This is a genomic window from Geobacillus sp. WSUCF-018B, assembly GCF_002809985.1.
Lineage (GTDB): Bacteria > Bacillota > Bacilli > Bacillales > Anoxybacillaceae > Geobacillus > Geobacillus thermophilus.
Map to the genome: position 1 here is coordinate 156,588 of NZ_PIJF01000001.1, position 14,334 is coordinate 170,921.

Sequence of the window (14,334 nt, forward strand, 5' to 3'; positions counted from 1 at the left end):
CGCGCTGCCATGTATAAAACGATTTGTGGATGGCGAAAACGTATGAAAGAAATGGTTCCATGCACAGCTGTTTTTATGTATAATGATGGTTGACAAAAGTCCCACAACAGAAAGCAGTGACGCGCTATGGCTGAAAAAGTCGCCGTCATCGTCGGGCCGACGGCGGTCGGCAAAACGAAGCTCGGCATCGCGTTGGCGAAAAAGCTGGGCGGAGAGGTCATCAGCGGCGATTCGATGCAAATTTATAAAGGGATGGACATTGGCACGGCGAAAGTGAAGCCCGATGAGATGGAAGGAATCCCGCATCATTTGCTGGACATCAAAGAGCCGTGCGAACCGTTTTCCGTCGTCGAATTTCAGCGGCTTTGCCGTGCGCTCATCACCGAGATTTCGGCGCGCGGCCGGCTGCCGATCATCGTCGGCGGCACCGGGCTGTACATTCAGGCAGCCCTTTACGATTACCAATTTTCCGCCGCCCCTTCCGACGAAGCGTACCGCCGGGCGCTCAAACAGCTGGCGGCCGAGCAAGGAGCCGAAGCGCTTCACCGGCGGCTTGAGGCGGTTGATCCAATAAGTGCGGCCCGCATTCATCCGCACAACATCCGCCGCGTCATCCGCGCCTTAGAAGTGTATCATTGCACCGGAAAGCCGTTCAGCGAGTGGCAGCAAGGGCAGTCAAAGCGGCTTTTGTATGAGGCGGCCATCGTTGGCTTGACGGCGGAGCGGGAGGCGCTTTACCGCCGCATCAACGAGCGGGTCGATGAGATGATCGCCGCAGGGTTGATCGAAGAGGCGAGGGCGCTTTATGACCGCGGCCTGCGCGACTGCCAGGCGGTGCAAGCCATCGGCTACAAGGAGCTGTACGACTATTTTGACGGCCGCGTTTCCCTTGATGAAGCGATCGAGCAGCTGAAACAAAATTCGCGCCGCTATGCGAAACGGCAGCTCACTTGGTTTCGCAACCAAATGCCGGTGAAATGGTTTGACATGACCGACGCTGGGCAGTTCGCCGCCAAGGTGGAGGAAATTTCTCGCTATGTAGCAGGAAAGCTTCAACTTGAAGCGAATATATAATTATATCCTTAGAGAGAAAAGAGGAGGACGTTTGATGAAAAATACGATCAATATTCAAGACCAGTTTTTAAACCAGCTGCGCAAAGAGGGCATTCAAGTGACCGTCTTCTTATTGAACGGCTTCCAACTGCGCGGATACATTAAAGGGTTTGACAACTTCACCGTACTTTTGGAAGTGCAAGGAAAACAACAGCTCATTTACAAGCACGCCATTTCGACGTTTGCGCCGGAGCGGAACATCCATTTTGAAACCGAACAGTAAGACCGACGGTACATACGCCGCCGAAAAAAGGCGCCTTCCTTCGCGGAGGGCGCCTTTTGCCATTTCCCGTTTTCCTTCCGCGCCCGCTATTTGATCGACAAGCTCCTGCGTCACCCGAAGGGAAGTGAGGGACGAGGTGAATTCAGATGCGTAAACCGCCGCTTTTGTGAATAAACATATACAAACTTTTTCCGCTATAGCCGACCCGCTGTTCGTTTGGGCGATTGTCACGGATCGGCGGTGGCGTACGTATACTAGTAACGAAAAGGCAAGGCGTCAAAAGCCAAGTCGGAACGGGTGCGGATGGCAGAAAACGGGAAGCGAGGTGACGCCCCTTGTCAGAATTGACGATGAACAAGGCGAAAGGGCAAATCAACATCGTGTTGAACTCCAAAACGGTAAACCATTTAGTGAAAGAAGAGAGAAACGACTGGCTCGATGGCGAAGAGCATCAGGCGCTCCGCAATATTCAAAAGGAGCTTGATCAGCTGATCGGCCTTGATCATGTCAAAAAAATCATCAAGGAAATTTACGCCTGGCTGTACATCAACCGGCTGCGCAAGGAGAACGGCTTAAAGGCCAACCGCCAGGCGCTCCATATGATTTTCAAAGGCAATCCCGGCACCGGCAAAACGACAGTGGCGCGCTTGCTCGGCAAGCTGTTTTTTGAGATGAACGTGCTGTCCAAAGGGCATTTCATCGAGGCGGAGCGGGCCGATTTGGTCGGAGAGTACATCGGGCATACGGCGAGCAAAACGCGCGATTTGATCAAAAAAGCGCGCGGCGGAATTTTGTTCATCGATGAAGCGTATTCGCTCGCCCGCGGGGGCGAAAAAGATTTCGGCAAAGAAGCGATTGACACGCTTGTCAAAGGGATGGAAGACTATTGCGACGACTTGGTTGTGATTTTGGCCGGCTATCCGAAAGAAATGGACTACTTTTTGTCGCTAAATCCCGGCTTGCCGTCGCGCTTTCCTCTCACGATCGAGTTTCCCGATTATACGGTCGAGGAGCTTGTGCAAATCGCCAAGCAAATGCTGCGCGAACGCGAGTATGAAATGACGCCGGAAGCGGAGCGGAAACTGTACATTCATCTCGAAGGGACGCTGGAAGCGACCGGCCGCCTCAAGTTCAGCAACGGCCGCTATGTGCGCAACTTAATCGAAAAAGCGATCCGCAAGCAGGCGGTCCGCCTTCTTTATGAAGGGCGATATGAAAAAAAAGAGCTGATGACGATCCGTGACCGCGATCTCGTCATTCATGCGTAACGAGGAAACGGCGCTCCTTTGGTACCAAAAAAAGGAGCGCGTTTTTTTGTTTGAGAAAAAGAGGAATGCCTTAGAAAAGATCGAATACATAAACAATACAGGGCGTGCACTACAATTTGTCTGAATTATCTGTCTTATAAAACCTTTTGCTTGTCCAAATTTATGAGAAAAAGGGGGAGCTGCCGCTTGTACATGACGATTGGGGAGATGTTTTCCCAGACAGTGCGAAAGTTTCCAAACCGGGAGGCGGTCGTCGACGCGGCGACCGGACGCCGCTATACGTACGCCGAATGGGAGAGGGAAGTGAACCGGTGGGCGAACGCGTTTTTGGAAGCGGGCGTCCGCAAAGGAGATCGCGTTTCGACGGTGCTGTACAATACGCTTGAGCTCGCGACCGCCTTGTTTGCCTGCGCCAAAATCGGCGCGGTGTTCAATCCGATCAACTTTCGGCTGAGGGCGGAAGAAATCGCCTATATTTTGACGGACGCCGAGCCGAAAATCGTGCTGTTTGAACGGGCGGTGGAACCGGAACTTGCCGCGATTCACAGCCGTTTCCCGCACGTGTCATTTTGGTCGATCGACCGCGATCCGCCGCCGTTTGCCAAAAACGCTCACGAGCAGGCCGCGCGGGCCCTAGGGGAAGCGCCGCGTGTTCATGTGGATGAGAGCGATCTTTATGCCATTATGTATACAAGCGGCACAACTGGGCGTCCAAAAGGAGTGATGCACCGTCACCGCGACATGATCGAGCAAAGCGTCATTTGCCATGGCGTCATGCGCATCCGCGAGACGGATCGCGGGCTGGCGGCAGCGCCGCTGTTCCATTGCGCCGAGCTGCATTGCTGCTTGCTGCCGCGCGTGCATGCCGGAGCGGCGAGCGTCATTTTGCACCATTTTGACGCCAAGCTCGTGCTTGAAACGATCGAACGGGAGCGGATTACGATCATGTTTGGAGCCCCGACGATGTGGAACATGATCTTGCAGGAGAATGTAAGCGGTTACGATTTATCTTCGCTTCGCCTCGGCCTATACGGCGCCGCTCCGATGGCTCCAGCGCTTGTCAGGCAATGCCAAGAGCAACTCGGCATCGAGCTGATTCAAGCGTACGGCATGACGGAAATGGGGCCCGCGGTGACGTTTTTGTTGGAAGACGAGCAGCTGAAAAAAGCCGGTTCCGCTGGACGCGCCTGCCTGAACCATGAGATCCGCGTCGTCCGTGCGCGTGAAGACGGGCCGTCCGACCCAGACGATGTGCTGCCGCCATATGAAGTCGGTGAAATTGTGATGCGCGGGCCGTGCATGATGGCTGGCTACTACAAGCGCGAGGAAGCGACGGAAAAAGCGTTGTACAAAGGTTGGTATCATTCCGGCGACCTCGGCTACCTTGATGAAGACGGCTACTTGTATGTCGCCGACCGGGTCGATGACATGGTGATCAGCGGCGGGGAAAACGTCTATCCGCGCGAAGTCGAGGACGTGTTGTACGAGCATCCGAAAGTGCTCGATGTCGCTGTGCTCGGTGAGCCGGATGAGTTGTGGGGCGAAAAAGTCGTCGCCTTCGTGGTCAAAAAAGATGACCTCCTGACCGCCGATGAGCTCGAGCAGTTTTGCAAAACGAGCGACCGCCTCGCTCCGTACAAACGTCCGCGCGCCTACTATTTCATCGATGCCCTGCCGCGCAACGCGAGCGGGAAAATCCAAAAGTTTTTGCTGCGCGAACAGCTGAAAAAACAGGCGACGGGCGGAACAGAGAAAAAGTGACCGAACAGAAGAGAGGGATGAACGGGTGACGGCTCGCTATTTGCGTGAGGAGCACCATATGTTCCGCGCGGCGTTTCGCAAGTTTTTGGAAAAAGAAGCGTACCCGCATTATAACGATTGGGAGAAGCGCGGCATCATTCCGCGTTCGTTTTGGGCGAAGATGGGCGAGAACGGCTTTCTTTGCCCGTGGGTCGATGAGAAGTATGGGGGTCTAAACGCCGATTTTGCCTACTCAGTCGTCATCAATGAAGAACTGGAAAAAGTCGGATCGAGCCTCGTCGGCATCGGCCTGCACAACGACATCGTCACGCCGTATATCGCATCGTACGGAACCGAGGAGCAAAAACAAAAATGGCTGCCAAAATGCGTCACCGGCGAGCTCATCACGGCGATCGCCATGACCGAGCCGGGGGCGGGTTCGGATTTGGCCAACATTTCGACAACGGCAGTAAAAGACGGTGACTACTACATCGTCAACGGACAAAAAACGTTTATCACGAACGGCATTCATGCCGACTTGGTCGTCGTCGCCTGCAAAACCGACCCGCAGGCAAAGCCGCCGCACCGCGGCATCAGCCTGCTCGTCGTGGAGCGGGATACGCCGGGGTTTACGCGCGGTCGGAAGCTCGAGAAAGTCGGGCTGCACGCCCAAGATACCGCCGAACTGTTTTTCCAAGATGCGAAAGTGCCGGCATATAATTTGCTCGGCGAGGAAGGAAAAGGTTTTTACTATTTGATGGAAAAGCTCCAGCAGGAGCGGCTCGTTGTCGCCATTGCCGCACAAACGGCGGCGGAAGTGATGTTTTCCTTGACGAAGCAATATGTCAAACAGCGCACGGCGTTCGGCAAACGGGTGAGCGAGTTTCAGACCGTCCAGTTCCGCCTTGCCGAGATGGCGACGGAAATCGCCCTTGGCCGCACGTTTGTCGACCGCGTTATTGAAGAGCATATGGCGGGAAAACAGATCGTCACGGAAGTGTCGATGGCGAAATGGTGGATTACCGAGATGGCAAAACGTGTCGCGGCCGAGGCGATGCAGCTGCACGGCGGTTATGGTTATATGGAAGAATATGAGATCGCCCGGCGCTATCGCGACATTCCCGTAAGCGCCATTTACGCTGGGACGAACGAGATGATGAAAACAATCATCGCCCGGCAGCTAGATTTGTAGAGAGAGGGAAAGATATGCTTCGTGGCATTGTAGTCGTTGATTTTTCCCATTACTTGCCGGGCCCATTTGCCAGCTGGCGGCTCGCCCAGCTCGGAGCAGAAGTCATCAAAATTGAGCCCCCATCCGGCGATCGGCTGCGCCCGTTCGCCGAGGGCCGGTTGTTTGCCGCCTATAACGCCGGCAAAAAAAGCATCGGGTTGGATTTAAAAACGGACGCGGGTCGCGAGCAAGCCCGGCGGCTCGCCGCCCGCGCCGATGTAGTGATCGAAAGCTTCCGCCCCGGGGTGATGGCGCGGCTTGGGCTCGGTTATGACGATATGTGCCGCATGAACGAACAAATCATCTATTGCTCGATCAGCGGCTTCGGTCAACAGAGCAGCCGCTCATTGCTTGGCAGCCATGATTTAAACTATATGGCGCTCTCCGGCTTGCTTGCGCAGCTGGCCGATGAACGCGGCCGCCCGGTTCATCCGAAGATCACGCTTGCCGATTTTATCGGCGGCATGGCGGCGGCCGAGCGCATTTTGGCTGCCCTCTTTGCACGCGAGCGAACCGGCAAAGGCGCCCATCTTGATGTTTCGCTTGTCGATGGCTTGGCAGCGATGATGGCTGGCCATTTTGCCATTGAACACGGCGGTGGGCCGAAGACCGGTCTTTCCGAGTTGTCTGGGGAGGTGGTGTGCTACCAGCTGTATGAGACAAAAGACGGCCGTTATATGAGTTTAGCGGCGCTCGAGCCGCACTTTTGGCAGCGGTTTTGCGAGGCGGTCGGCCATCCGGAATGGACGGAGGCGCAATGGGCGCCGGCGCGATCGGGGGAAGCCGTATATGACGAGCTCGCCGCCTTGTTCCGTGAAAAGACATTGGATGAGTGGAGCGCGTTCGCCGAAGCGGTCGACGTCTGCCTTGCCCCGGTGCTGGAGACGGGTGAGGCGAAGGCGCTGTTTGCTGACAGCCGGCTCCGCCATCTCGTTCGGCTGCAGCCGGGCGGCGCATGGACGGCCGCACATGGGCCGGACGGCCAATGGGGCGGCGGGGAGCCGCCTAAAGTCAATGAACATGCGCATTTGGTAAAGGGGGAGGAATGACCGATGATGAAAACACCGTTAAACATTTCCATGATGCTTGAGCGGGCGGAGTTGTTTTTCCCAAAAAAGCAAGTCGTTTCGCGCATGAAAGGAGGCGTCGTCCGCCATACATACAAGGAGATCGGCGAGCGGACGCGCAGGCTGTCAAGCGTGTTGAAGCGGCTCGGGGTGGAAGTCGGCGACCGCGTTGGCACGTTCGCTTGGAACCATCACCGCCATTTGGAAGCGTATTTTGCCATTCCCGGCATCGGGGCGGTGCTCCATACGATCAACATCCGCCTCTCGCCGCAGCATATCTCTTACATCATCAACCACGCCGATGACCGTGTGCTGCTGATCGATGATGATTTGCTGCCGGCCATTGAAGCGATCAAGGACGAGATCCCGAATGTCCGCGCTTTCATCATCATGACTGACGCCGACGAGCTGCCGGAAACAACGTTGTCGCCAGTGTACCATTACGAGAAACTGCTTGCTGAGGGCGACCCAGCGTTTCCGTTCTTCAAAGACCTCGATGAATACCAACCGGCTGGTATGTGTTATACGTCGGCGACAACGGGAAATCCAAAAGGAGTTGTGTATACCCACCGCAGCACCGTCTTGCACGCGATGGTGTTAGGGCTGGCTGATACGCAAGGGCTGTGCGAGCGCGATGTCGTCATGCCGGTCGTACCGATGTTCCATGTCAACGCGTGGGGGCTGCCGTTTGCCGCCACTTGGTTCGGTTCGACGATCGTCATGCCGGGACCGGCGTTTACGCCGAAAGTGCTTGCCGAGCTCATTGACTCCGAACGGGTGACGATCACCGCCGGCGTGCCGACGATTTGGCTCGGGCTGTTGCAAGAGTTGGAGAAAGGAAACTATGACGTCAGCAGCCTGACGCGTGTCATTTGCGGCGGTTCAGCCGCGCCGAAAGGGATCATCCGCGCGTTTGAAGAAAAATACGGCATTCCGTTCATTCACGCGTACGGCATGACGGAAACGAGCCCGCTTGTGCTCGTCTCGCGCCCGAAAAGTTATCAAGACGGGCTGTCGTACGAGGAGAAACTGGACATTCGCGCCAAGCAAGGGCTGCTTGCTCCAGGGCTTGAGATGAAAGTGATCGGCCAAAACGGGCCGGTTCGTTGGGACGGCCAGGAAATGGGCGAGCTTTGCCTGCGCGGGCCGTGGATCGCCGCCGAATATTACAACGATGAGCGCACGAAAGACTCGTTCCGCGACGGCTGGCTCCATACCGGCGATGTCGTCACCGTCGACGAAGAAGGGTTTGTGAAAATTGTCGACCGGACGAAGGATGTCATTAAAAGCGGCGGCGAATGGATTTCATCGGTTGATTTGGAGAATGCGCTCATGGCCCATGAGGCGGTGTTCGAAGCGGCGGTCGTCGCTGTGCCGCATCCGAAATGGCAAGAGCGCCCGATTGCCTGCGTCGTGCTGAAAGAAGGAAAACGCGTCACGAAAGAAGAGCTGTACGACTTTTTGCGCCCGCAATTTACAAAATGGTGGCTGCCGGATGACATTGTGTTTCTCGATGAAATTCCGAAAACGAGCGTCGGCAAGTTTTTAAAGCGGAAACTGCGCGATGAGATGGCGGCGCGCTATGCCGATGCGGCGAAGGAGTAAAGGAGGCGGACACCGTGGCAGAAACGATTGCGGTCATCGGCGCCGGGGTGATGGGAAGCGGCATCGCGCAAACGGCGGCGATGGCGGGAAAAACGGTGTATTTATATGACGTGTCCGAAGCGGCCTTGCAAAATGGGCTCGCTTCGGCGGAAAAAAGCTTGCGCCGCTTTGTCAAAACCGGCGGGCTGTCCGAGCCGGAAGCGCGAGCGGCGCTCGGGCGCATCCGCTCGACCGTCGATTTGGCCGAAGCGGTGCGCGGGGCGGATGTCGTCATCGAAGCCGTGCCGGAAAACTTGGCGCTGAAAAAAGACGTGTTTCAGCAGCTTGATCAATTGGCGAAGCCGGACGCCATTTTAGCGACCAACACATCCGAGCTGAGCGTCACGGCGCTTGCCGCCGCGACCAACCGGCCGGAGAACGTCATCGGCATGCATTGGTTCAATCCGGCGCCAGTGATGAAGTTGATCGAAATTGTGAAAGGTGAGACGACTTCCGACGACACAGTCGACGCCATCCGTCGGCTGTCTGTGGAGCTTGGCAAAGAAACGGTCGTCGTGAAAGACCGGCAAGGGTTTGTGACGACACGGGCGCTTGCCGCCCATATGATTGAATGCATCCGCATGTACGAAGAAGGAGTTGCTTCCGCTGAGGATATCGACAAAGCGGTGCGGCTTGGCCTCAATTATCCGATGGGGCCGCTGGAGCTGGCCGACATGGTCGGGCTTGATACGCTCTTGTTTGTGAGTGAAAACATGACGGAAGCATACGGCGACCGGTTCCGGGCGCCGCAGCTTTTGCGCAAGCTCGTTGAAGCCGGGCATTTAGGGCGGAAGACGGGGAAAGGGTTTTACACGTATTGAGCAGCGCTCGCCGTCCATCTGATGTCGCGCGCCAACAAGCGCTTAAAGAGCGCCCGCTTTCGCCCGTGTGGAAGCGCCCGAATAGGCAAGGCAACGAAGAAATCACGAAAGTAGAGCAAAAGGAGGAAGTTGCATGGTGCGTGAAGCGGTCATTGTCGAAGCGGTCAGGACGCCGGTCGGCAAGCGGAACGGCGTCTTCCGGGACGTTCATCCGGTCCATTTGGCTGCGGTGGTGCTCGATGAAGTCGTGCGCCGGGCCGGCATGGACAAAGGGGCGGTGGAAGACATCGTCATGGGCTGCGTGACGCCGATCGCCGAACAAGGATACAACATCGGCCGGCTCGCGGCGCTTGAGGCCGGATTCCCGGTCGAAGTGCCGGCCGTGCAAATCAACCGAATGTGCGGCTCGGGGCAGCAGGCGATTCATTTCGCCGCCCAGGAAATCCGCTCCGGCGATATGGATGTTACGATCGCCGCCGGAGTCGAAAGCATGACGAAAGTGCCGATTTTAAGCGATGGCAACGAACGGACGATTCCGCCGTCGCTGCATGAAAAATACGAATTCATCCACCAAGGCGTCTCGGCTGAGCGGATCGCCAAAAAATACGGCCTAACGCGCGAGGAGCTTGACGCCTACGCGTACGAAAGCCATCAACGCGCCTTGGCGGCCTTGCGCGAAGGGAAGTTTCGCGCGGAAATCGTCCCGGTGAAAGGGCTTGACCGCGATGGCCGCGAAATCCTTGTCACCGATGATGAAGGGCCGCGGGCCGACACATCGCCGGAAGCGCTCGCCGCGCTCAAGCCGGTGTTTCAAGAAGACGGCGTCATCACTGCCGGCAATGCGAGCCAAATGAGCGACGGGGCGGCCGCTGTTTTGCTGATGGAGCGGGAGGTGGCGAGGCGGCTTGGGCTCACACCGAAAGCGCGCATCGTCGCGCAGACGGTCGTCGGCTCCGACCCAACGTACATGCTCGATGGCGTCATCCCGGCGACGAGGCAAGTATTGAAAAAAGCCGGCCTCACGATCGACGACATCGACCTTATTGAAATCAATGAAGCGTTCGCCCCGGTCGTGCTCGCTTGGCAAAAGGAAATCGGCGCTCCGCTTGAGAAGGTGAATGTCAACGGCGGCGCCATTGCGCTTGGCCATCCGCTCGGCGCCACTGGTGCGAAGCTCATGACATCGCTCGTTCATGAACTGGAACGGCGCGGCGGCCGCTATGGGCTATTGACGATTTGCATCGGCCACGGGATGGCGACGGCCACGATCATCGAGCGGGAGTAAGAGCAACGCGCGGAAAAACATTTGTGTGACACACGCTCGACAGCGGTGGCGGCCGCTGTTTTATCTGTCATGACGAGAAAATAAAAATATGAGACGGAACTGGAGCGATGTGATAAGATGAAAGAAAAGCAAGTGAAAGGGGAAGCGCAGTGCAGAAGGAGAAGCCGTTTTACACGTATCGCGACATTGAAAATTGGGAAGGAAATTGGGAACTGATCGACGGTGTTCCCTATTTATTGGCGTCTCCGTCGTTTGAGCACCAGTATGTGGTCGGACAACTGCACCTTGCATTGGCTTCGTATTTTCAGGCGCGTGGCTGTCATGTCATTCTTGCCCCGTTTGATGTTCAGCTTGATCCTGAGGAGCCAGAACGGATGGCGAAAACGGTTGTTCAGCCGGATTTATCAGTTGTTTGTCGGGTTGAGCAAATCGGGAATCGGCGAATGAAAGGGGCTCCCGATCTCGTTGTGGAAGTGCTGTCACCAAGCACCGCCTTGCGTGATCGAAACCAGAAATACTATTTATACGAAAAATATGGTGTGCATGAATATTGGATTGTAGACCCCAGCAATCGAACGATCGAAGTGCTCAGCTGGCAAGATGGACGATTCGAGCAGCGAGCGGTTTTCGGGCCAAGCGATGAGTTGGTTTCTTTTTGGCAACCGGATTTGACGGTTTCGCTCGCCCCCGTGTTTCCTCCGGAAGAAAGCGATGTGTAGCTGATGGAGAACAACCTTGTTTGGCTGCCATCTCTGGAAATAACGGCTTCGCTTTTGGTGTCAGCAGCAGAAAGAAGAAAGCAAAGGGGATCGATGTCATGAAGCAAGCCTTTCTCGCTTCCTTCTATTTATCCCTTGCCGCTGGCATTTGGGGCGGGATGTATGTGGTGAGCAAATACGTGTTGGACTACATTCCGCCGTTTACGCTCGTCTGGCTGCGCTACGCCGTCGCCTTGATCGTGCTGGGCGCCGTCGCCGTGGCGAAACGCGAGCGCCCCCCAAAGAACGGGCGTGACTGGGGAATGATTATCACGGTCGGGATCATCGGCTACGTCGTTTCCATTTCCTTGCAGTTTGTCGGCACAAAATGGTCGAACGCCCATACCGCTTCCCTCATCACCGCCTCGACCCCGGCGTTTGTCGTTTTGTTTGCCCGCTGGCTGCTTGGTGAGGCGCTCACATGGCGGAAAATGGCTGCGCTGCTACTGGCGACAGCGGGTGTCATCGTCATCGTCGGCCTCGGGGGCAGCGAGGAGTCGACGTTCGCCGGAAATATAGCGTTAGTCGGCGCGGCAGTGACATGGGCGCTGTTGTCGGTGCTGGTGAAAATGGCGTCGGCTCGCCTGTCCGTGTTTTCGGTCACTACGTATGCCATTTTTGTGGCATTCATTGGCATGACCCCGATGATGCTCGCCGAAGGGCCGGGGCTTGCTGCGAGCCATTGGAGTGTTCCCGTCGCCCTTGGGGTGTTGTATCTTGGCGTTGTATCGACAGCGGGAGCATTTTTTCTTTGGAACAAAGGGATGGAAATGATCGATGCCGGCGTCGGCTCGCTCTTTTTCTTTTTCCAGCCGCTCGTCGGCTCGCTCTTTGGCTGGCTGTTTTTACAAGAGCAACTTGATGTCTCGTTTTGGCTCGGCGGGGCGCTCATTGTTGCCGGAGTGGCCGTGGCGGTGCGAAGCGGGCAAAGTGCGTAAGGAATGCAGCGGCAAATGAAATGACCGGTAAAAAAGAAAAATGGTAAAGCTTTGAATTGCATCTATATAGGTTGTAATAAAGAATTTCCGACCTCCATGTCCCGTCTTTACTTTATCACCTAACAAGCTGGCACGGTGACAAGAAGAGCGAACAATGCCATTATTATCAAAGCGAGGAGCCGTCTCTCTTTTCGTACGAATCAATTTTGCCGTTTGATCATGGCTCGCCCGCTGTTTCCCCAACCGCCCGGCGCGGCAGCTTCCAACCGTATGTGTAGGACAAAATGCGCAAAGCGGCGACGGCGATAAACAGCATATACAGCTCTACGGGCGAATCCGTCCATTTCAACCCGACGGCAAGGCCGGCCAAAATCGCCCAGGCGGCGTAAATCTCCGCATGCAGCACGAGCGGCTTCCGTCCGGCGAGCACATCGCGGATGATGCCGCCGCCGCTGCCGGTCAACACCGCGGCGACGATGACCGCACTTAACGGATGCCCCATTTTCGCCGCATACAGCGCTCCTTGAATGGCGAACGCCGACAGCCCGAGGGCGTCAAAAAAGTTGCCCCACCGCTTCCACGGCGGAAGCATTTGCTTTGGGAACAAATACACAACTGTCATGGCCGCCAAAGCGACAAGAAAGAGCGGCTCTTGTTCCCATAACGCCGACACGGGAACCCCGATCAGCAAATTGCGCACCGCCCCGCCGCCAAAGGCGGTGACGATTCCCAAAATGTACACCCCAAGCAAATCGTACTCCTCTTCCATCGCGACGATCGCCCCGCTAATGGCAAAGGCGATCGTGCCGATGATGCTCAATACTTCCCACGTCATTCTTGCTGTTCCTTTCCGTGCGTTGTTCTTGTATCATTGTAGAGGCAAAAGCGGCGGAAAATCAATCATTTTTTTGGAACGAACTAGCAGACCGATGATGGGATTTGGTATCATGAACGTAGAGAACATGTTCGCCGCGAGGAAAGGAAGGGGGATGCCATGACCCGTGAACAAGCCATTATCGTCGGCTGTCAGCTGGCTGGTGTAGACGACGGACGGTTCCGCTATTCGATGGAAGAGCTCGCGTCGCTCGTGGCGACGGCAAACGGCGAAGTGGTTGCCGAACTGGCGCAAAAACGCGAAGCGCCGCATCCGGCGACGTATATCGGCAAAGGAAAAACGGAAGAGCTCGCCGCCCTTGTCAAGGAGCTCGAACCGGATCTTGTCGTTTTCAACAGCGAGCTTTCCCCAAGCCAGGCGCGCAATTTGACAAACCTGCTTGGCGAGGTGAAAGTCCTTGACCGGACGCAGCTCATTTTAGACATTTTTGCCCAGCGCGCCCGCTCAAAAGAAGGAAAGCTGCAAGTCGAGCTCGCCCAGCTCGAATATATGCTGCCGCGCCTTAGCGGCCAAGGGGAGGCGCTGTCTCGCTTGGGCGGCGGCATCGGCACGCGCGGGCCGGGGGAGACGAAGCTTGAGACCGACCGCCGCCATATTCGCCGCCGCATTGACGACATTAAAGCGGAACTGCGGCGCGTCGCCGAGCACCGCGGGCGGTACCGCGAGCGCCGGCAAAAAAACCGAGCCTTTCAAGTGGCGCTCGTCGGCTATACGAACGCCGGCAAGTCGACGATTTTCAACCGGCTGACCGCCGCCGATTCGTTCGAGGAAAACTTGCTGTTTGCCACGCTTGATCCGCTGACGCGCAAATGCGTCTTGCCATGCGGCTATACGGTGCTTGTCACCGATACGGTCGGGTTCATTCAAGACTTGCCGACGACGCTTATCGCCGCATTCCGCTCGACGCTCGAGGAAGTGACGGAAGCCGATTTGTTGCTTCACGTCGTCGATTCGTCTCATCCGGATTACGTTGCGCACGAGCGAACGGTGTTGCGGCTGCTCACTGAATTAGGGGCTTCTTCCATTCCGATGGCCACGGTGTACAATAAAAGCGATCAAAAAGCGTCGGAATTCATTCCGACAACGACTGCTTCCATCATGATCAGCGCGCTTTCCGCGGCTGACATTGACCGGCTTCGTTATTTTCTTGAAGAAGCGGTGAAACAGCAGATGGTTCATTATGACGTATCGATCCCGAGCGGGGAAGGAAAACTGCTCGCCCAGCTAAAATCGGACACCATTTTGCACGAATGGCATTATAATGAACAGGGGGGCACGTACGACTGTCAAGGGTACGTGCTGCCAGCGCACCCCTTGTATGGGGAATTGCAATCATTCCAACGGTAGAAAG

13 protein-coding genes are annotated in these 14,334 nt (G+C 56.2%); 12 read left to right on the forward strand and 1 reads right to left on the reverse strand.

All coding sequences use genetic code 11. The features are described from left to right. The first annotated feature begins 126 nt into the window (after positions 1-126). From miaA to CV944_RS00845, 11 genes are all read left to right on the forward strand, one after another. Positions 127-1,074, forward strand: coding sequence for a tRNA (adenosine(37)-N6)-dimethylallyltransferase MiaA (miaA, locus tag CV944_RS00795; RefSeq protein ID WP_011230811.1), 948 nt, complete (start codon positions 127-129; stop codon positions 1,072-1,074). A 34-nt stretch (positions 1,075-1,108) separates the two neighbouring features. After that, a complete protein-coding gene (gene hfq, locus CV944_RS00800) occupies positions 1,109-1,336 on the forward strand; it encodes an RNA chaperone Hfq (RefSeq protein ID WP_011230812.1) in 228 nt (75 codons plus the stop codon). 335 nt (positions 1,337-1,671) lie between these two features. After that, positions 1,672-2,604, forward strand: coding sequence for a stage V sporulation protein K (gene spoVK, locus CV944_RS00805; RefSeq protein ID WP_100658925.1), 933 nt, complete (start codon positions 1,672-1,674; stop codon positions 2,602-2,604). 186 nt (positions 2,605-2,790) lie between these two features. After that, positions 2,791-4,365, forward strand: coding sequence for a fatty acid--CoA ligase (locus CV944_RS00810; RefSeq protein WP_021322296.1), 1,575 nt, complete (start codon positions 2,791-2,793; stop codon positions 4,363-4,365). Positions 4,366-4,390: 25 nt separating this feature from the next. After that, entirely contained in the window at positions 4,391-5,536 is a 1,146-nt protein-coding gene (locus CV944_RS00815) for an acyl-CoA dehydrogenase family protein (protein WP_100658926.1), read from the forward strand. Positions 5,537-5,550: 14 nt separating this feature from the next. Next, complete coding sequence (locus CV944_RS00820) at positions 5,551-6,624, forward strand: CaiB/BaiF CoA transferase family protein (RefSeq protein ID WP_011230816.1); 1,074 nt, start codon at positions 5,551-5,553, stop codon at positions 6,622-6,624. Positions 6,625-6,627: 3 nt separating this feature from the next. Further along, entirely contained in the window at positions 6,628-8,247 is a 1,620-nt protein-coding gene (locus CV944_RS00825) for a long-chain fatty acid--CoA ligase (RefSeq protein WP_033010139.1), read from the forward strand. Positions 8,248-8,261: 14 nt separating this feature from the next. Further along, positions 8,262-9,107, forward strand: a complete 846-nt coding sequence (locus CV944_RS00830; protein ID WP_014195501.1) for a 3-hydroxyacyl-CoA dehydrogenase family protein — start codon at positions 8,262-8,264, stop codon at positions 9,105-9,107. Between the two features lie 133 nt (positions 9,108-9,240). Continuing rightward, positions 9,241-10,392: a thiolase family protein gene (locus CV944_RS00835; RefSeq protein ID WP_198518471.1), complete on the forward strand. Its 1,152-nt coding sequence runs from the start codon at positions 9,241-9,243 to the stop codon at positions 10,390-10,392. Between the two features lie 149 nt (positions 10,393-10,541). Beyond that, complete coding sequence (locus tag CV944_RS00840) at positions 10,542-11,111, forward strand: Uma2 family endonuclease (RefSeq protein ID WP_047757754.1); 570 nt, start codon at positions 10,542-10,544, stop codon at positions 11,109-11,111. Between the two features lie 98 nt (positions 11,112-11,209). Next, positions 11,210-12,088 carry a DMT family transporter gene (locus CV944_RS00845; protein ID WP_100658927.1) on the forward strand — a complete coding sequence of 293 codons (879 nt, stop codon included), beginning with the start codon at positions 11,210-11,212 and terminating at the stop codon, positions 12,086-12,088. Positions 12,089-12,305: 217 nt separating this feature from the next. Here CV944_RS00845 and CV944_RS00850 read toward each other — a convergent pair whose 3' ends face one another. Beyond that, positions 12,306-12,923, reverse strand: coding sequence for a trimeric intracellular cation channel family protein (locus tag CV944_RS00850; RefSeq protein WP_100658928.1), 618 nt, complete (start codon positions 12,921-12,923; stop codon positions 12,306-12,308). Positions 12,924-13,082: 159 nt separating this feature from the next. On the opposite strand from CV944_RS00850, the gene hflX reads away from it, so the two are divergent. Further along, positions 13,083-14,330 carry a GTPase HflX gene (gene hflX, locus CV944_RS00860; protein ID WP_033010132.1) on the forward strand — a complete coding sequence of 416 codons (1,248 nt, stop codon included), beginning with the start codon at positions 13,083-13,085 and terminating at the stop codon, positions 14,328-14,330. The last annotated feature ends 4 nt before the right edge of the window (positions 14,331-14,334 follow it).